Origin of the sequence: Nonomuraea rubra, from assembly GCF_014207985.1 — a bacterium.
In the GTDB taxonomy this organism is placed as follows: Bacteria; Actinomycetota; Actinomycetes; order Streptosporangiales; family Streptosporangiaceae; genus Nonomuraea; species Nonomuraea rubra.
The window spans coordinates 4,786,561-4,805,573 of the sequence record NZ_JACHMI010000001.1 but is presented as its reverse complement, the minus strand read 5'-3'; the positions used below and the strand labels follow the sequence as shown (position 1 = coordinate 4,805,573).

The following is a 19,013-nucleotide window of genomic DNA, read 5'->3' as shown; positions in this document are numbered from 1 at the left end:
GGTGACGTGAAGCCACCTGTCCACGGGACGCCGAGGCTGATGCGCGCGATCAACGACCGCGCCGCGCTCCGCATCCTGCTGGAGAAGGGGCCGCTGACCCGGCCCGAGCTGAGCGAGCTGACCGGACTGTCGAAGCCGACGGCGTTCCAGCTCCTGGCCCGGTTGCAGGAGGCGGGGCTGGTGGTCGGCGACGGCGTCCGGGCGGGGCAGCCCGGGCGCACGGCCGAGGTCTACCGGGTCAACGGGGCGGCGGCGTACGTGGTGGCACTGGACGTCACACCCGAGCGGATCGGCGTCCAGGTGGCCGACCTCACCGGCGCCGTCGTCGGCGAGACCACCTCACCCGCCCCCGCGTCCGGCCCGTCCGGCCCGTCACGCGAGGGCGACCTGTCGCAGGCGGGCGATCTGTCGCAGGCGAACGGCCTGTCACCCGAGGGCGGCGGGCTGGTCGAGCGGCTGCGGGCGGCGATCGCGGCGGCGCGGCCGCCAGGCCCGCCGCATCGCGTCGTCATCGGCGTGCAGGGCGCCGTCGACCCCACCACGGGCAGGCTCGACTACGCCACCGCCGACGACATGCCCGGCTGGCAGATCCCCGACCTGGTGCCCACGCTCACCGCCGGGCTCTGCGTCCCCGTGGACGTGGAGAACGACGTCAACCTCGTCGCCCTCGCCGAGCAGGCGCACGGCGCGGCGACCGGCTGTCAGGACTTCGTGCTGCTGTGGGCCGGCGAGGGCCTCGGCGCCGCTCTCGTGATCGGCGGGCGCCTGCACCGCGGCTTCTTCGGCGGCGCCGGCGAGGTCGGCTACATGCCCGTGCCCGGCGCCGCCACGGCCCGCGACGGCGGCCGGTTCGCCGACCACGGCTACCAGGCGCTGGCCGGCGGGCCCGCCGTCCACGACCTGCTGCGTTCGTACGGCGTGCACGGGGCCGGCTTCCGCGAGTCGGTGGCGAACGCCGTGCGCCTGGCCGAAGGCACCGGGCGAGCCGCCGAGGAGGCGGCAGCGGGCCTGCGCACGGTGGCCGCCCGGATCGCCCTCGGCCTGGCGACCATCGCCTCGGTCGTCGACCCCGGGCTCGTCGTGCTGGCCGGGAGCCTGGTGTCCGCCGGGGGCGAGCGGCTGCGCGACCTGGTCGAGCGCGAGCTGAGGGTGCTGGACGTGGAGCGCCTGCGGGTGCGGCTGTCGGCCGTCCAGGGGAACCCGGTGCTGGTGGGCGCGCTGGACCTGGCGCTCGCCCGGGTCAGGGACGAGGTGTTCGGGCAGACCGCCCGCGACGGCGGCCCGGCGGCGCCCGCTCACGTTCGTGATCGCGGCATTGACGGCACGTGACGGTCTGCTCCAAGCTGAACGCAGGCTGACAGGGAGGGCGCCGATGTCGCCTGAACGTTTTCCCGGGACGAACAACGTCCCCTCGCCGCCATCGCGCGGGCCGAGTTCCTCGCCGGACTTCCCGAGGACCGGCGAGGAGGACGGCGGCGGCTCCGCCCTGCGCAGGGCCCTGCAGTCACCTCGTACCCGCGAGAGCGTCCACGCGCTGGTCGACGCCGGCGGGCAGATGCGGATCTCGGAGTTACAGGCCCGGACGGGGCTTTCGTTCCTGCCGTTCACGGCGATGCTGGCGGAGCTGACCGAAGAAGGGCTGGTGACGGTGACGGGGCCGCCGGGAGACGAGATCGTCCATCTCTACCGCGAGACCTGAGTGATGTGGGTCCCCTACCTGGCCGTGGTCCTCATCGGCGCCCTCGTCGCGCTGGCCGAGCTGGTGTCGCGCTACCGCGACGACCCGGCGGGCGCCCTGTTCTCCGTCCCGGCGATCCTCTATCTCGCGGTCAACGCCGGTGGCGCGGCCGCGGCCTTGTGGATGGTCGTGCAGTTCGGCTGGACCTTCGGGGCCACGGGCGACAGCGTCGCGTTCACGCAGGTGCTCGTGGCCGGCTTCGGGTCCGGAGCGCTGTTCCGCAGCTCGTTGTTCAATGTGACGGCGGGTGACCAGGTCATCGGGGTGGGGCCGAGCGCGGTGCTCACCGTGATCCTCTCGGCGACCGACCGGGCGGTGGACCGGGGCCGGGCCCGCCTCCGGTCCAAGGACGTGCACGACATCATGTCCGGATACCCGTTCGAGCGAGGCTCGGACGCGTTGCTCCAGTACAGCATGGCGGCGTTGCAGAACTTCACGCCCGCGGAGAGCAAGGTGATCGAGGACCGGATCGCCTCCTTGCGCTCGGGACGTGAGGCCACCCTGCCCGACCAGGTGAAGTCCTACGTGCTCGGCCTGTCGCTGCAGGCGTTGATCGGGGTGAAGGTGCTGCGTCAGCTCGTGGACTCGCTGCGCCCCGTCTTCGCCGAGGCTCCGCCCGCCGAGCAGGTGCTGCTGGAGATCCTGCGGATCAACGGCAAGTGCGAGCTGCGCAAGCTCCAGGCCAGGTCGGGGCTTCAGCTCTTCGAGTTCTCGCGCGTGCTGGACGGGCTGGTCGCCGCCGGGCAGGTCGTCCTGGACGAGGTGTCCGGCGAGGAGGTGGCGAGCCTGCCGGAGACGGGCCGCTGACCCGCGCCCTCAGCCCCCCTCAGCCCCTCAGCCCCTCAGCCCTTCCAGCGTCTTGCTCAGCCGCTGCCGCCAGTACTGGACCGACTCCGGCGCCCACCTGCGGACCTGGCGGTCGAGCGTTCGCCCGACCTCGTCGGCGCCTTCGTGGTCGCCGAGGACCGTCAGGCAGGTCGCGAGGCCGAGGTGGGCGTCGAACCAGCGCTCGCGGTACGCGTCCCCGCCCGGCCGGTCGGCCAGTTCGCCGAGGCTCCGCACCGCCGAACGGAACCCGCGCAGGGCCGGGGCGTCCCGCTGGGCGTGCAGGGACGTGACGCCCAGCCGCAGGCCGAGCTCCCCTGCGAGCACGGCGACGTCGTCGCGCCGGAAGGTGCGGCTCAACCACAACGTCGTCCCCAGCAGCGGTTCGAGCAGGCGCGAGGCCTCCTGGGTCAGGCCGCCGCGGCCGAGCTCGCCGGCGTTCCGCATCGACGTCCCGATCTCGGCGAGCCGCCCGTCCAGTTCGTCCGGCCGCAGCGCGAGCAGCGCGTCGAGGTCGCCGATCTGGCCTTCCAGCACTCTCAGCAACATGGCGGCGTCGGGCTCGCCGACCTCGAGCCCCGCCGTACGTTCCCGGTACCTTCTCGCGGCGGCGGGATTGCTCGTGAGCCGGCGCATCGCGAGATCGTCGTCACGCAGGTCTCCGCCGAAGCCGCGCGCCTGCCGGTAGGCGTCGGCCGCCTGCTCGACCCTGCCCAGCATGTGCAGCGCGGCTCCGGCCAGATACGCGCAGCGCAGCGCGTCGAAGCGCAGGTCGGGACGTCCGGCGATGACCTCGGCGTACAGCGCGGACGCCGTTCCCGCCTCCTCGGCGGACTCCTCCAGCCGCCCCGTCTCCAGCAGGAGCGAGGCCAGCCTGCGGTGGGAGGCGGCCAGCCAGGCGGGGTCGCGCTCGCCCGCCGACGCCAGCCGCTCGCTCTCCCCGGTGGCCGTCGCCAGAGCGTGCAGGGCCTCGTCGGCGTGGCCGGCCTCGGACAGGATCGCGCTGAGCGTCTCCAGGATGAGCACCCGCTCGACGGCCGGCTCGGGGCCCGCGCCGTCCGCCAGGAGCAGGGCCTCGCGGCACTCGTCGTAGGCGGCCTGCAGGTCACCGGCTCTGCGGTGCACGACGCCCCGCTCCCGGTGGATCATGGCGTCCTGCCTGATGAGCTGCGGAGTCCTGTCCTCGCCGAGCGCGGCCACGTCCCGGGCGGCCTCGTCGAGCACGTCCAGCGCGCCGGGACGACCGGCGTCCTCCAGCGTGACGGCCAGGCGTACCCGTGCTCTGATGAGCTGCCTGCCCCACTGCTCCATCCCCTCCAGGTCCACCAGGCGTCTCCACCGGTCGACCGCCACGCCGACCGGCTCCAGCGCCTGCTCCGCACCGTGCAGCTCGAAGGTCAGCGTCGACTCGAACTCCAGGCACTCGCTCAGCTCGTCCGCCAGGTCGGTCCGGCCGTCGCGCAGGACCACGCGCTCGTACAGCTTCCGCCCCCGCCGGTACGCCGACAGCGCCTCCTGCGGCCTGCCCAGGTGCTCGTGGGCGTAGCCGGCCTTCATGCAGGCGGAGGCGAGCTCGGTGGACAGGTCGTAGCGGCCGTGCCGCTCGACGAGCGGGGCCAGGAGCTCCACGGCTCGTTCCGCGTGCAGGAGCTGTGCCTCCATGCGCGTGGCCAGGGCGGCGCGGTTCATCGCCATGAGCGCCCGGACCACCTGTACGCCCTGGTCGCCGGGCTCCTCCTCGCCGGCGGCTCCCGGGCCGGCGAGCAGGGCGTCGGCTTCGTCCCAGAGCGCCGTGGCGCCGGCCTCGTCGCCCTCCTGCTCGCGCTGGGCCGCCATGGCGGCCAGCACCCGCGCCTGTCCGCGCCTGTCTCCCGATGACCGCAGCTCCGTGAGGGCGGCCCGCAGCGGCACGGCGGTCTCCGCGGCGGCGGCGCCGGCGGAATTCATGGTGTTCGCCTTGCTCAGCAGTGCCGAGCCACGTAGCCGGGCGGCCTCGTCCGCGTCGGGGAGGTCGTCCGCGCCGGCGATCGCCGCGTCGCTCGCGCTGATCGCCTCGGGGAGCCTGTTGCCGCGGCGCAGGGCGATGGCCAGCCAGTGGAGCGTCCACGGCCGCAGGGTGCGATGCCCGGCCGAGCCGGTGTCCAGCAGGCCGGCCGCGGACTCCAGGTGCGCGATCGCGCCGTCGGCGTCGCCGAGCGCCTGCCTGATCCGCGACTCGTGCACCTCGATCCGGGCCAGGACCTCGACGTTCTGCGCAGTGGCGGGAGCGTCGCGCAGGACCGCGGACGCCTCCTGGAAGGCCCGCAGATCGGCCAGGACCTGGGCGCTGAACCCGCCTCCGCGCCGTGGCCAGTGCGCCAGCGCCTCTCCGGGATCGCGGCCTGCGGCCTCGTAGGCGAAGTGCAGGTAGCGGCGCGGGTCGTCCCATCCGCCGCTCTCGCCGAGCGCCCTGCTGCGCGGCACGGCGAGCACGGAAGGCCGCTCCGGCGGTGTCAGCCCCGGCACGTGCAGCGCCGCCGCGGCCTCGCCAGCCGAGCGGGGCCTGTCGTCCGGGTCGAGCGCGAAGCATGCCTGGAGCAGCTCCGTGACGGCTGGGGGCAGCGGCACGCGGCACTGCCGGCGGCCGCGCACGATGGCGTCGAGGACGAACGGGGCGACGGTGCCCGACGGCCACGTCCGCTCGCCGGCGTACATCTCCAGCACGGTGACCGCCCAGCTCCACAGGTCGGCTCCGGGGCCGGCCGCCCGCCGCTCGGCCTGCTCGGGGGAGGCGTACGCGGACGTGGCGTCGCTGGGCACGGCGGCGAGCGTGGCGTCCCCGCCGCCGAACTGCGTCCACAGCAGGTGCTTGACGGTCTCGCCCAGGTCGCCCGCGACGTAGTCGATCACCGCTTCCAGCTGGGCGTGCTCGGCCGGCGTCGTGCTGTCTCCAGCGGCCAGGCCGAAGTCAGCGATCTTGGCGAGGCCGTCCGCGCCGAACAGCACGTTCGCCGGTTTCATGTCCAGGTGCAGCAGGCCCATCGCGTGTACGGCGTCCAGCCCCCAGGCCGTCTGCAGGGCTATCGCCTGGATCTCGGGGCCGGTGAGATCGCGGCGGCCGATGCGGTCGGCCAGGGAGCCGCCGGGTGCGTACTCGCTGAAGACGGCGACCTCCTCGCCGACGGTCCGTACGAAGTGGCAGGCGGTGATGTGCGGATGCGGCGGCAGCGCGACCCAGCGCTGCGCCTCCGCCAGGAGCCGCCCCTGCTCGGCCGGCTCGGCGCGGACCAGCCGCTTGATGGCGTAGCGTGTACCGGAGCGGCGGCTCTGGGCCAGGACCACCCGCCCGTAGCCGCCCCGGCCGAGCTCGCGTTCGACGACGAAGTCACCGGCCACGACGCTCCCGGGAGCCCAGCCCGTCATGTCAGCGCCCCCGCCAGGTCGGCACGCAGCTCGGCGGCGGAGGCGTACGGCAGCCCGTCGCCGTCGTCGACGGCCCGGTCGACGACCCGGGCGAGCGCCGGCGGCACGTCCTCGCGGCGGCTCGCGACGGGTAACGGCAGGGTGGTGGTGACCGTCAGCCAGGGGTCGCGGCCGGGCGTGAAGTCGCGCGGGGCGCTGCCGGTGAGCGCGTAGTAGAGGGTCGCCGCCATCGCCCAGACGTCGACGCCCGGCCGGGCGTACTTGAAGTCGAGCACCTGCTCCCTGGGCATGTAGGCCGGCGTGCCCAGCGTCGCGCCGGTACGCGTCATCCCGCTCCAGCCGGCCGACTCGAACGCCTTGGCCAGCCCGAAGTCGGCGATCTTGGCGGCACCGGCGGCGGTCAGCAGGATGTTGCCCGGCTTGATGTCGCGATGCACGAACCCGGCGCCGTGCGCGTACGCCAGCCCGTCGAGCAGCCCTTCGAACATCGGCAGGGCGCGCTCGGCGGGCAGCGGGCCGTCCCTGGCCACCAGGTCGGCCAGGCTGCCGCCCTCGCACAGCTCCATCACGATGAACGGCGCGCCCGCCGCCTCCCCCACCTCGGTGGCGTGCACGATGTGCGGATGGCGCAGCGCCATGCTCGCGAGCATCTCGCGGCGGAAGTACGCGACCGCCCGCCCGTCCGCCTCGGCCAGATCCGGCCGCATGAGCTTGATGACGCCCGGCGTGCCGTCGTCGCGGCGGGTGGCGGCGTACACGACGCCCATGCCGCCCCTGCCGAGTTCTTCGCCGATGGACCACGCACGGAGCTCGGGAGCCGAGCGCACCGTTTCCATGGCCTGATGATAAGCACCGGTGCCTTGCCGACAAGGCCCCGTGCTCCCGCCGTGATCTGCTTGCGGCAGGATCACGGCTCGTGCAGAAGACCACGATCACGGCCCTGGTGGCCTGCGGCTGCCTGGTGATGGCGGCCACCCCCGCCCAGGCTGCCCCCAAGGATCCCGTACGCGCTCTGAAGAGCGAGCTCGCCTCCGGGCGCGGCGTGCGGTTCACCGAGACGACGACGCTCACGGGCGACGGCAAGACCAAGATCCAGAGCCGCAAGGGGACCTTCCAGTTCAACGCCAAGGGCGTGGCGGCCGCCGACATCACCGCCACCCCCGCCGGGGGTGCCCGCGAGCGTACGATCAGCATCGGGAACGTGAGCTACACCTCGGGCGGCATGTGGGAGGGCCGTCTGCCGGAGGGCAAGTCCTGGCTCAAGAGCAAGGCCCTGCTCGGCGGCGGCAGCGGCTTCTACGGCCAGGTCATCAACCCCGCCGAGCCGAAGACCCTGGCGGCGCTGGTCAAGAAGGGCAAGCTGCGCGGCAGCACGCTGACCGGGAAGATCACCTTCAAGGAGCTGGAGAAGGCGTCGCGCTGGTTCGGGGCGTCGATCCCGCTGCGCATGCACGACGACACGAAGGTGTCCTACACGCTCACGCTGACGTCCGCGGGGCTGGTGAGCAGGGTGAAGTCGTCGTACGCGGCCACCGGGGTGTTCGACAGGAACGAGTTCGAAGGCAAGACGATCACGATCGACAGCCGCTTCACCGGGTGGGGCGCCAAGGTGTCCGTCAAGGCGCCGGATCCCGAGACGGTGACCACCGAACTGGGCAGCTGACCGGCCTTTTCGGGCCCGGGCCACCGCGTCCGGGGTCGTCCCGCGTGGAGGCGGGGGTCCGTCCGCGCGGCGGTGGTCGCGTGGTGGGGTCGCGCGGTGAGGGTCGTCCGGCGCGGTGGCGGCGGTCGCGTGGCGAGGGTCGTCTTGCGCGGTGGCGCGGTCGTCCCCCTCGCGGTGGCAGGGAGGGGCGTCTTGATGGTCGGCGGCGGAGCGCGATCCCCGGAGGTCGGCGACGGGTTATCGTGTGGATCGCGTATGGAAGGCCCGGGAAAGGAGCGGGATGCCGGAAATCCGCCCGCTCCGGCCGGGTGACCCCGAACGGGTCGGCCGCTGGCGGCTCGTCGGCGTGCTCGGCTCCGGCGGCCAGGGGACGGTCTACAAGGCGGCCGGCGACGACGGGCTCGAGGTCGCGGTCAAGCTGCTGCACAGCCATCTGAGCGGCGACGACGCCGTCACCAGGGGCTTCCTGCGGGAGGCCGAGGCGGCACGGCGGGTGGCGGCGTTCTGCACGGCGGCGGTCCTGGACGTCGGGACAGTCGGCGATCAGCCGTACATCGTGAGCGAGTACATCGCGGGTGAGACGCTGCAGCAGGTCGTCCGGTCGGCGGGGCCGCGCGCGGGCGGGGCGCTGGACCGGCTGGCGATCTCCACGCTGACCGCGCTGGCCGCCATCCATCAGGCCGGCATCGTGCACCGGGACTTCAAGCCGGGCAACGTGCTGATGGGGCCCGAGGGGCCGATCGTGATCGACTTCGGCATCGCCAAGGCGCTGGACGCGACGACGATGGTGTCCGGAGTGGTGGGGACGCCGGCGTACATGTCGCCCGAGCAGTTCGAGGGGCTGCGGGTGGGGCCCGCGTCGGACGTGTTCAGCTGGGCGGGGACCATGGTGTTCGCGGCCACGGGGCGGCCTCCCTACGCCGGGGAGACCGTTGCGGCCATCCTGCACGCCGTTCTCAGCGGGGCTCCCGATCTGAGCGGGGTGCCCGCGCGGCTGGCGGAGGTGCTGCGGGACTGCTTCGCCAGGGACCCGGCGGCGCGGCCGCTGCCCCTCGACCTGATGAAGCGGCTGACGAGCCGCCCAGGGGTCGCCGTCCCCGCAGAGGACGCACCCAGCGCGGGCCACGCACCCGGTGCGGGCCACCCCGCAGAGCGCACATCCGGTGCAGGCCAGTCCGCAGGCAGCGCGGCAGGGGTGGGTCAGCCCGCACCTGGCAGGCTCGGACCGGCGGCGCCCGGCTGGGCGGGGCACGCCGACCATGTGAACGTAGCGGGGCATTTCGGCCACGCGGACGTAGCCGGGCACGCCGGACACGCGGGCGCAGCAGGGCACGCCGGACACGCGGACGTAGCCGGGCACGCCGGCCATGCGGGCCTAGCGGGGCATCCCGGACACGCGGGCGTGGTGCCGCCGCAGCAGGCCGGGATGGCGGGCACCGAGACGGCGCCGGTTGGCGATGGGAAGCGGGTCAGCCGCCGGGCCGTGCTCAGTGCCGGGGCGGCGGCGCTGGCGACGGCGGCGGTGTCGGCGTTCGTCGTGCTCAGGCCCGACGGCGGCACCGGCCGCCAGAACGTGCCGCAGAACCCGCCGCCCTCACCCGCCGGCACCGGGACGGCCACCGCCTCCGTGTCGCCCTCCCCTACGCCGACCGCGGCGGCCGAGCCGTTCGGGACGCTGATCGGGGAGCCGGTGAAGCTGCCCGCCGGTACGGGCACCCCCGCCGCGATGGCGACGACCGGGCCCGGCGTGGCCTGTGGCACGAGCAACGGATCCATCCTCACCTGGGACCTCTCCACGAGCACGACCTCCCAACTCGGCGACGGCGGCACGGGCACGGCGGCGCTCGCCTATGGCCAGCACGGGAACGCCCCGGTGATCGCCTCCGGGCACGCCGACGGCAGGATGCGGCTGTGGAGCCCGTCAGGCGAGAGCCTGGGCACGCGGAAGGCCACCGACCCGATCGTCGCGGTGACGGTCGCGGGCGGGCGGGTGGTCGCGGTGTCGCAGAAGTACGACAGCCTGCGGGACCTGCACGGCACCGTGCGCCTGTGGGACGCCGGCACCGGCAAGCAGATCGGCCCCACGAGCACCGAGCACTTCCAGGGCATCAACGGCCTGGCGTTCGGCCGGCTGGACGGCGACGACGTGCTCGTGACGGGCGACGGCGCGAACCGCGTACGGGTGCGCCGCCTGGCCACGGGCGCGGTGACGCACACGTACAAGACGGGTGAGGTCGGTGGCATCGAGCGGCTGGCGTGCGGCGAGCTGGACGGCGAGCCGGTGCTCGTTTCCACGCATCTGGACGGCACCCTGCGCGTGTACGACCTGGCGACGGGCAAGCGCAGGCAGAAGTGGCCGTTCAGCGACCGCAGCCCGGACGACCGGGGCACCGCCGCGCTGGTGGCGGGCACGCTGGACGGCGTGCCGGTCGCGGTCGTGGCGCACGCGCCGCACGGCGGGGATGCGTTCGTGGGGGTGCGGCGGCTGGACGACGGGGCGATCGTCGGCGAGTTCGGGCACGGGGCGGGCGGCGGGATCCGACTGCTGGCCCTGGCGGAGCAGGCCGGGCGGCCGGTGGTGGTGACGGTCGGCGAGGACCGGCTGCTGCGGATGTGGAGCCTCAGTCCGGCCTAGGTGCTGTGGCAGCCTCAGTCCGGCCAAGAGGCTGTGAAGCCTCAGTCCGGCCGAGAGGCTGTGGAGCCCCGGCCCGGCCAAGAGGCTGTGGAGCCTCGGCCCGGACCAGGGCGTGTGGATCGCCCACGGGTCGCGTTGTCAGCAGGTGGGCCGCCATGGGCTTCCACCTGGAGCGTGTCGCCATGGGTCAGCGCCTCGACGCGCACGCCGTCCGTGACCGGCGTCGGCACCCCGATCTCGCCGTAGAGGCACGCGTCGAGCAGGCTCGCGCGGGTCCTGGCCCGGAGCTACTCGCCGCGGTCCCGCAGCGGGCGCTGCTCGCGGTCGCTCCTGGGGAGGTTGGCCTGCCGCTGACCGTGGCGCGAGTGGATTAACCGGTCCGTCCCTGGCCGGTGCACGAAGTCGTTGATCGAACGGAGGTTGAGCTGTCTGCCGGTCTTCTGCCCGGGCCCGTTGGCGGTGGCCTGCTTGGGTGCGTGACCGTCGAACGCGATCTCCAGGCGCCAGCCGTCACGCTTCAGGATGACTACGGGGCCGGAGGATCGCGGGACGGTCTGCACGTCCCAGCCATGTCGGTGTGCCCGGTGGGCAAGTGCGCGCGGATTCACCGAGTCGTACTCCTTGTGTCGAACGGGGGCGGTTCCTGCGGAGTTTGGCCTGCGGGGTGTCACGGGACGGGTGCGGTAGGTAGGCGGCGAACAGATCCCTTCTATCCAAGGGACGGTCGTAAGTCCGGTTCGGGTTCCATCGCGCGCTTCCCGACCGTCTTTTTGCCTTCCCGCGCACCCTCCGGCCGCGGGAGGTCCAGCCGCTTCGGGAGGCGTGCGTGTAACAGGTTCCGGCCGGCGTCGCGGCCCCGCGGTCAGCGGATGCGGCGGCCGGTTTCGGCGCAGGAGTAGCCGCCCAGCGCCTCCACCTCGGCGCGGAACCCCGGCTGCTCCAGCAGCGCCCACAGCGGCGCCAGCAGCTCCTCGGCCTGCGTCCCGGTACGCAGCACCAGGTCGTACGGCTCCTGCGCCACCGGGACGAAGTCCAGCCCGAAGGCGCGGGCGGCGGCGAGGATGCCCAGGCCGCAGTCCGCCCGTCCGGCGGCCACGGCCGCGGCGACCGCCAGGTGGGTGTGCTCCTCGCGGGAGTAGCCCGGCACCTCGGCGGGGTCGATGCCGTGGCCGGCCAGCTCGTGGTCGAGCAGCGCCCGCGTGCCGGCGCCGCGCTGCCGGTTCACGTAGCGCAGGTCGGGATGCGTGACGTCCTTGATGCCGGTCAGGCCGAGCGGGTTGCCGGGGGCGACGATCAGGCCCTGGTCGCGGTGGACCAGCCTGATCACGGTGACGTCGGCGTCCGCGCCCATCAGGCGGTCCACGTACGGCAGCGTGTACTCGCCGGTGGCGGGGTCCAGCAGGTGGGAGCCGGCCAGGTGGCACAGGCCGTCGCGCAGGGCGACGAGGCCGCCGAGCGAGCCGACGTTCGACGAGGCCAGGGTGACCAGCGGGTCGGCGGCGCGCAGGGCGGAGGCCGCGAGGTCGAGCACGAGGTCGTGGGAGCCGATGGCGACGATGGTCCGGCCGATCTCGGACAGGCCGCGCAGCAGCTCGACCCGTACCTGCTCGCCGGCGTGGTGGCCCTCCACTCCTGAGGGGACAACGAGCAGGCCGTCGGCGCGGACGAGCGAGGTGAGCACGCCGGCGCCGCGGGGCAGCGGGGTGGCGACGAGCCGGTCCCGTACCCGGCCGAGGCGCACGCGTACCCAGTCGTCCATGCCGAGGGCGGACGGCAGCTTCCTGGCCAGGTGCGCGGTGGCCACCGGGCGTTCGCGCGGCGCGGCGCCCTCCAGCTCGGCGAGCGCCGGGGCGGCGAAGATGTCGAACGTCAGCGCCGCCGACACCGGGTAGCCGGGCACGCCGATCACGGGCGTCCGCGCGACGGCGCCGAGCACGACGGGATGGCCGGGCCGCACGGCGACCCCGTGGACGGCGACGACGCCGGCCCCGGCGACCACGCGGGCGGTGTAGTCGTCGCGGCCGGCGCTGGAGCCGGCGATGAGCAGCACCAGGTCGGCGTCGCGGGTGGCCTCCGTGAGCGCCGTGGTGAGCGCTTCGGGGTCGTCGGGGACGATCTCCGTCACCCGGGCCTCGCAGCCTGCCTCCCGGGCCTGGGCGGCCAGCATCAGCGAGTTCGTGTCGAGGATGTCGCCGGGGGCGAGGTCGGCGCCGATCGGGCGGATCTCGTCGCCGGTCGGCACGATCACCACGCGCGGGGCCCCGCGCAGGCCGAGTTCGGTGACTCCCGCGGCGGCGCAGGCCGCGACGTCCACGGGGCGCAGCCGGTGGCCCTCGGGGAGCAGCAGCTCGCCGGCGCTGATGTCCTCCCCGATGGAGCGGACGTGCTGGTACGGCGGGACGGCCGCGCGCAGCTCGGCCTCGCCTGCCGGGGTGCGGTGCACGTGCTCCCGCATGACGACGGCGTCGTACCCGTCGGGCAGCGGGTCGCCGGTGTCCACGACGGCGAAGTCGCCGGGCGCCAGGAGCACCGGGCTGGTCTCGGCCGCTCCGACGGTGTCGGCGGCGCGTACGGCGATGCCGTCCATGGCCGCGGCGTCGAAGGCGGGCGAGGACCGGGTCGCCCAGACCGGCTCGGCCGTCACCCGGCCCACGGCGGCGGCGACCGGCGTCCGGAGCAGGGCGACTCGCGCGGGGCAGCCCGCCGCGGCGCGCGCCTCGCGCCAGACGGCGAGGGCCTGCGCCGCTGGGACGTCGGAGACAAAAGGACTTTCCGCGCTCATCAGTACAGGGTGACCTCTACTCTCAGACTTCCCGCGCTCATCACGACGCGACGACCTCCATGCGTGCTCATCGGTACAGCACGACCTCGACCTCGGTGCCCGCGTCCAGCCCGGTGGCCGGTTCGGGCACGATCACGTAGCCGTCGGCGCGGGTCAGCACCGACAGCAGCGCCGACGGGCCGAAGATCGGCTCGGCCAGGCCGTCCCGCACGCCGACCTGGACCACGTCGAGGCGGCCCGCCGCCGAGGCGAGGTCGCGTGACAGCCGGGCGCGGGTGCTCGGCTGCGGCGGCGGGCTCTCGCAGCCGGCCAGGCGCCACAGCAGCGGCACGCCGACCTGCCCGAACACGACCAGTGCGGACAGCGGGTTGCCGGGCAGCCCGATGAGCGGGATGCCCGCGCACTCGGCCAGCAGCGTGGGTTTGCCCGGTTTGATGGCGATCCCGTGGCACCAGACGTCGCCGACGGCGGCCACCGCGCCCGCCGTCTCGTCCCTGGTGCCGACGGACGAGCCCGCCGACACGACGACCAGGTCGGATTCGGGCAGCAGTGCGGTCAGGCGGTCCTTGAGCGCGCCGGGCTCGTCCGGGACGATGCCGGCGATCACCGGCTCGCCGCCGGCGTCGGCGACGAGCCCCGCCAGCGCGGAGGCGGTGGCGTCGCGCACCTGGCCGGGGCCGAGCCGCGCGGTGCCGGGCGGCACCACCTCGTCGCCGGTGGAGACGATCGCCACCCGGGGGCGGCGGTGCACGGCGACCTCGGTCACGCCCGCGGCGGCGAGGAAGCCGAGGTCGGGGGCGCGCAGCGGCCGGCCGCCCGGCGCGAGCACGCCGCCCCGCGCCACGTCCTCGTCGGCGCGGACGAGGCCGCCGCCCGGCGCGACGGGCCGGGTCACCTCGATGGTGCCCGGCATGGTCTCGGCGGTGTACTCCACCATGACGACCGCGTCGGCGCCGGGCGGGAGCACGCCGCCGGTCGGCATGGCGACGCAGCCGCCGGCGCGGACCGCCACGTCCGGCTCGGCGCCCATGCGGACCGCGCCGAGCAGGTCGAGGTAGGACGGGAGCGCGTCGGAGGCGCCGTAGGTGTCCATGGCGCGGACCGCGAAGCCGTCCACGGTGGAGCGGGCGAAGCCTGGCAGGTCGGCGGGCGCGGTGATGCCGGCGACGGGCACCCGGTGCAGCGCCTCGGCCAGCGGGACCCGCTCGGCGGGCGTGCGGTGCGCGGGCCGGAACCCGGCACGGACCTCGGCCAGGGTCCGTGCCGTGAAGAACTCTCTGCCGCTCAACGGTCCGGCTGCTCCTTCGAGCCTTCGGGGCGGGGCTGCGGGCGGGCCGCCGCGGCCCCCTTGTTCAGCCCGAGTACCGACACTACCGGTCCCAGCGCCACCTGCCCGAGCCCGCAGATGGACGTCTTGCGCATGGTCTCCTCCAGTTGCAGGATCCGGCCCTGCTGCGCGTCGTCGAGGGTGGCGGACCCGGAGTCCAGCACCCCGCGCAGCACCTCGTGGGCCTTGGTGGAGCCGACCCGGCAGGGCACGCACTTGCCGCACGACTCGTTGCGGAAGAACCGCAGCACGTTGGTGGCGGCGGCCAGCAGGTCGGTGCCCTCGGCGAGCACCACCAGGGCGCCGGAGCCGAGCATGGTCCCGGCCTCGGCCAGCGTGCCGAAGTCCAGCGGCAGGTCCAGCTTGTCGGGGCCGATGAAGTTGGAGGACGCGCCGCCCGGCTGCACGGCGCCGACCCGGGCGCCGCCGGGCACGCCGCCGGCCAGGTCGATCAGGGCGCGCACCGTGGTGCCCATGGGCACGCAGTACACGCCGGGGTTCGCGACGTGGCCGGAGACGGCGAAGAACTTCCAGCCGACGCTGTCGCCCTCGCCCTGCTCCGCCCACCATTCGGCGCCGCGCTGCAGGATCACCGGCACGTCGGCGAAGGTCTCCACCGAGTTGATCAGCGTGGGGCGGCCGTGCAGGCCGTAGTTGCCGGGGAAGGGCGGCTTGTTGCGCGGCTCGCCCCGGTGCCCCTCCATGCACTCCAGCAGCGCGGTCTCCTCGCCGAGGATGTAGCCGCCGGGCGAGACGAAGATGTCGAGGTCGAGGCGGCGGCCGCTGCCGCAGGCGTTCTCGCCGATCACGCCGGCCTCGCGCAGCGCCTCGATCTCCGCGTGCAGCACGCGCTCCTCGGGGCCGTACTCGTGCCGGATGAAGATCCAGCCCTGCTCGGCGCCGACCACGGCCATGCCGAGCAGCAGGCCCTCGATCACCAGGTGCGGCTGGTCGGTCAGGATCTGCCGGTCCTTGAACGTGCCGGGCTCGGACTCGTCGGCGTTGCAGATCGCGTACTTGACGCCGCCCGGCTCGGTGGCGGCGACCAGGCCCCACTTCCTGCCCGTGGGGAACCCGGCGCCGCCCATGCCGCGCAGCCCTGACGCCTCCAGCGTGGCCACCACGCTCTCGGCGCTGATCCGGCCGGCCAGCAGGGCACGCAGGCTCGCGTACCGGTCCTGGACGCCGGAGCCGGCCGGGTACGGGTCGTTCGGCCACGGCTCGGCGCGTCCCGTCACCGTGGCCTCGGCCAGCTCGCCCTCGCGGGCGGCGGCCACGAGCGTGTCGAGACCGGCGACCGGCGCGGGGTGCTCGTTGACGGCCAGCGCCGGGGCGCTGTCGCAGCGGCCCAGGCAGGACACCTCGGTGAGCTCGATCTCGGTGTCGTCGCCGTAGCGGGCGCGTACCTCGGCGATGCGGTCGTCGGCCGAGCGCAGCCAGCACGACAGGTCGTGGCACACGCTGACGCTCACCTTGGCGGGCGGGGTTGTGCGGAAGTGCGGGTAGAACGAGATGAGCCCCTCGATCTCGTACCGCGGCCGCCGCATGGTGCGGGACAGCTCCTCGAGCTCCTCCCGCGGCAGCCAGCCCAGCCGCGCCTGGATGGCGTTGAGCGCCGGGATCAGCGACGGGCCGGGGAACTTGCCGGCCCGTGCCTCGACGCCCGGAAGCCGGCGGCCCATCTCGAAACTCAGGGTCATTCGGACACACTCCACGTGGGCTCGGCGCTCAGCGCCTCGACCTGGATCGCACAGAACTTGAACTCGGGGATCTTGCCGTAGGGGTCGATCTCGTCGATCGTCAGCAGGTTCGCCGCCGCCTCACGGAAGTGGAACGGGATGAAGCAGTTGCCGAGCTGCTCGCGGTGCGAGATGCGGACCTGCAGCTCGATGACGCCGCGCCGGGAGCGTACGCGGGCCTGCTGGCCGTGCGACAGGCCGCGGTCGGCGGCGTCCTTGGGGTGCATGTACACCTCGGCGACCGGCGAGATCGTGTCCAGCGCGTACGAGCGCCGCGTCATCGACCCGGTGTGCCAGTGTTCGAGCAGCCGGCCGGTGTTGAGCACCAGCGGGTACTCGGCGTCCGGCAACTCCTTGGCCGGCAGCCACTGCGCGGGGACGAGGTGGGCGAGCCCGTCGTCGGTGTTGAACCGCTCGTCGAACAGGACCACGGTCCCGTCGGAGTGGTCGGGGTCGGCGTTGGGGTAGAGCTTGCCGGTCAGCCCCAGGTTGTCGTGGCGCAGGTTCGCGTACGACGGCATGAGCTCGACCATCTCGTCGAACACCTCGCTGGGCGAGGCGTACGACCAGTCCAGCCCGATCCGCCTGGCGAGGTCCTGGATGATCTCCCAGTCCACCCTGGCCTGGCCCGGCGGGTCCATCACCTTGCGGCCGAGCTGCACCCGCCGGTCGGTGTTGGTGTAGGTGCCGTCCTTCTCCAGGTACGACGACGCCGGCAGGATGACGTCGGCGAACTCGGCGGTCTCGGTCAGGAAGATGTCCTGCACGACGAGGAAGTCGAGCTGGGACAGCGCCTTGCGCACCTTGTTGATGTTGGGGTCGGACAGGAACGGGTTCTCGCCCAGCATGTACATGCCGCGCACGCCGCCCGGCTTCAGCACCGAGCCGATGATCTCGGTGACGGTGAGCCCGCGGTCGGGGTCGAGCTCGGTGCCCCAGGCCTGCTCGAACCGCCTGCGGGTGGCCTCCCGGTCCACGCCCTGGTAGTCGGGGTAGAACATGGGGATCAGCCCGGCGTCGGAGGCGCCCTGCACGTTGTTCTGCCCGCGCAGCGGGTGCAGGCCCGTGCCCGGCCTGCCCACGTTGCCGGTGATCGAGCAGAGCGCGATCAGGCAGCGGGCGTTGTCGGTGCCGGTGGTGTGCTGGGAGATGCCCATGCCCCAGTAGATGACGCCGGCCCCGGCCTCGCCCCAGACCCGCGCGACCTCGCGGATCAGGTCGGCGTCCACGCCGGTGATCTGCGCGGCCCGCTCGGGCGGGTAGTCGTTGACCGTGCGCACCAGCTCCTCGAAGCCGGAGACGCGGGCCTTGATGAACTCCATGTCGATCAGGCCGAGCCGGATCACCTCGTGCATGATCGCGTTGTAGAACGCCACGTCGGTGCCGGGCTTGACCTGGCAGTGGTAGTCGGCGTGCTCGGCCACGGTGCTGGCGCGCGGATCGACGTATACGATCTTGGTGCCGCGGCGGCGGGCCTGCTTGAAGAAGGAGCTGGCGACGGGGTGGTTCGCCGTCGGGTTCGAGCCGGTGATGATCACGACGTCGGCGTTGGCGACGTCGCCGTACGTGGTCGAGACCGCGCCGGAGCCGACGCCCTCGAACAGCGCGGCCACCGACGAGGCGTGGCACAGCCGGGTGCAGTGATCGACGTTGTTGGTGCCGAACCCGGCCCTGATCAGCTTCTGGAAGAGGTATGCCTCCTCGTTGGAGCACTTCGCCGAGCCGAACCCGGCGATGGCCCCGGGGCCCTGCTCGGCGTGGATCTCCTTCAGCCGCCGGGCGACGAGGTCGAGCGCCTCCTCCCAGGTGGCCTCGCGGAAGTGCGGCAGCACCTCGTCGTAGTCGACGAGCCCGCCCGGCTTGCGCTTGCGGTCCTTGCCGTTCCTGCTCAGCCTGGCGCTGCGGTCGCCTCCGCCTCCGGCGCGTCCCCTGTCGTTGTGCGCGTCGCCGCGCACGTCGGCCGACAGCGGGCCCTTGGGGTAGGACGATTCCTTCCTGATCAGGGGCATGGTCAGGCGTTGCGGGGAGGCCGCGTAGTCCCAGCCGTACCGGCCCTTGACGCACAGCCGGCTCTGCGAGCCGGGCTGGTCGCGCCCCTCGGCGAAGGCGATCGCGCCGCGCGACCGGTCGACGTAGTAGGTGAGGGCGCAGCCGACGCCGCAGTACGGGCACACGGTGTCGACCGCGTCCAGCTCCTGGCGGGGCCGGATGGGCACGTCGTTGATCGCCTTGTTGGTCAGCGCGCCGGTGGGGCAGGCCTGCACGCACTCGCCGCAGGTCACGCAGGAGCTGGCGCCCATCGGGTCGTTGAGGTCGAAGGCGATCCTGGTGGAGTAGCCCTTGCCGGAGCGGCCGATGACGTCGTTGCCCTGGATGTCGTCGCACGCGCGGACGCAGCGGTCGCACAGGATGCAGGCGTCGTGGTTGACCGCGATCACCGGGTTGGACAGGTCCAGGCCGCGCCCGGAGCCGCACGGCAGGTCGGTCGTCTCCTGGGCCACGTCGAACCGGTCGGCGAGGTCGAGGAGCAGGTTGTCGCCGGTGGTCGTCTGCTTCGGGTCCTCCGCGCGCGGCGGCTGGTCCGACAGCAGCAGCTCGGTCAGCGTCGCCCGGTTGCGCTCCAGCTCCGGGGTGCTGGTCTTGACCTGCATGCCGTCCTCGCAGGGCCGCACGCAGGCGGCGGCGAAGGCCCGCCCGCCCGTGTCGACCACGCACATGCGGCACACCCCGACGGGGTCGTACCGCTCGTTGTGGCACAACACCGGGATATCGATGTCCACCTCTTTGGCGGCGTCGTAAATGCTGGTGCCTTCCGGCACGGTCACGGCACGGCCGTCGATCTCGACGGTCACGGTGCGTACGGCGGTCGCCGGCTCCTCAAGCGTCGTCATCTCAACTCCAC

The 19,013-nt window shown here is 73.7% G+C and carries 12 protein-coding genes; 5 read left to right on the top strand and 7 right to left on the bottom strand.

The features are described from left to right. Positions 1-6: 6 nt before the first annotated feature. From HD593_RS21920 to HD593_RS21910, 3 genes are read left to right on the top strand one after another with little or no spacing between them, the layout of a single operon-like run. Positions 7-1,329: an ROK family transcriptional regulator gene (locus HD593_RS21920; protein ID WP_312903606.1), complete on the top strand. Its 1,323-nt coding sequence runs from the start codon at positions 7-9 to the stop codon at positions 1,327-1,329. Between the two features lie 43 nt (positions 1,330-1,372). After that, on the top strand, positions 1,373-1,699 hold the full coding sequence (locus HD593_RS21915) for a hypothetical protein (protein ID WP_185104000.1): 327 nt from the start codon (positions 1,373-1,375) through the stop codon (positions 1,697-1,699). A gap of 3 nt (positions 1,700-1,702) precedes the next feature. Next, positions 1,703-2,545, top strand: coding sequence for a hypothetical protein (locus tag HD593_RS21910; protein WP_185103999.1), 843 nt, complete (start codon positions 1,703-1,705; stop codon positions 2,543-2,545). Positions 2,546-2,572: 27 nt separating this feature from the next. Here the strand turns inward: HD593_RS21910 and HD593_RS21905 are convergent, their stop codons facing one another. Together HD593_RS21905 and HD593_RS21900 are read right to left on the bottom strand one after the other, a co-directional pair. Beyond that, on the bottom strand, positions 2,573-5,965 hold the full coding sequence (locus HD593_RS21905) for a serine/threonine-protein kinase (protein WP_185103998.1): 3,393 nt from the start codon (positions 5,963-5,965) through the stop codon (positions 2,573-2,575). Further along, positions 5,962-6,801 carry a serine/threonine-protein kinase gene (locus HD593_RS21900; protein ID WP_185103997.1) on the bottom strand — a complete coding sequence of 280 codons (840 nt, stop codon included), beginning with the start codon at positions 6,799-6,801 and terminating at the stop codon, positions 5,962-5,964. Before HD593_RS21900 ends, HD593_RS21905 begins: the two co-directional genes overlap by 4 nt. Positions 6,802-6,881: 80 nt before the next feature. Between HD593_RS21900 and HD593_RS21895 the strand changes: the two genes are divergently transcribed. Both HD593_RS21895 and HD593_RS21890 read left to right on the top strand, forming a co-directional pair. Then, entirely contained in the window at positions 6,882-7,628 is a 747-nt protein-coding gene (locus tag HD593_RS21895) for a hypothetical protein (protein WP_185103996.1), read from the top strand. 280 nt (positions 7,629-7,908) lie between these two features. After that, positions 7,909-10,263 (top strand): protein kinase domain-containing protein, encoded by a 2,355-nt coding sequence (locus tag HD593_RS21890; RefSeq protein WP_185103995.1) that lies wholly within the window; start codon positions 7,909-7,911, stop codon positions 10,261-10,263. Positions 10,264-10,550: 287 nt separating this feature from the next. Here HD593_RS21890 and HD593_RS21885 read toward each other — a convergent pair whose 3' ends face one another. From HD593_RS21885 to fdhF, 5 genes are all read right to left on the bottom strand, one after another. Continuing rightward, complete coding sequence (locus tag HD593_RS21885) at positions 10,551-10,871, bottom strand: hypothetical protein (protein WP_185103994.1); 321 nt, start codon at positions 10,869-10,871, stop codon at positions 10,551-10,553. Between the two features lie 254 nt (positions 10,872-11,125). Next, the gene (locus HD593_RS21880; protein ID WP_185103993.1) at positions 11,126-13,045 is read right to left on the bottom strand and encodes a molybdopterin biosynthesis protein; all 1,920 of its coding nucleotides are present in this window, start codon (positions 13,043-13,045) and stop codon (positions 11,126-11,128) included. 67 nt (positions 13,046-13,112) lie between these two features. Then, on the bottom strand, positions 13,113-14,333 hold the full coding sequence (locus HD593_RS21875; RefSeq protein ID WP_185103992.1) for a molybdenum cofactor synthesis domain-containing protein: 1,221 nt from the start codon (positions 14,331-14,333) through the stop codon (positions 13,113-13,115). After that, on the bottom strand, positions 14,330-16,072 hold the full coding sequence (locus tag HD593_RS21870; RefSeq protein ID WP_185103991.1) for an NAD(P)H-dependent oxidoreductase subunit E: 1,743 nt from the start codon (positions 16,070-16,072) through the stop codon (positions 14,330-14,332). Before HD593_RS21870 ends, HD593_RS21875 begins: the two co-directional genes overlap by 4 nt. Further along, positions 16,069-19,002 (bottom strand): formate dehydrogenase subunit alpha, encoded by a 2,934-nt coding sequence (fdhF, locus tag HD593_RS21865; RefSeq protein ID WP_185103990.1) that lies wholly within the window; start codon positions 19,000-19,002, stop codon positions 16,069-16,071. Before fdhF ends, HD593_RS21870 begins: the two co-directional genes overlap by 4 nt. Positions 19,003-19,013 lie beyond the last annotated feature (11 nt).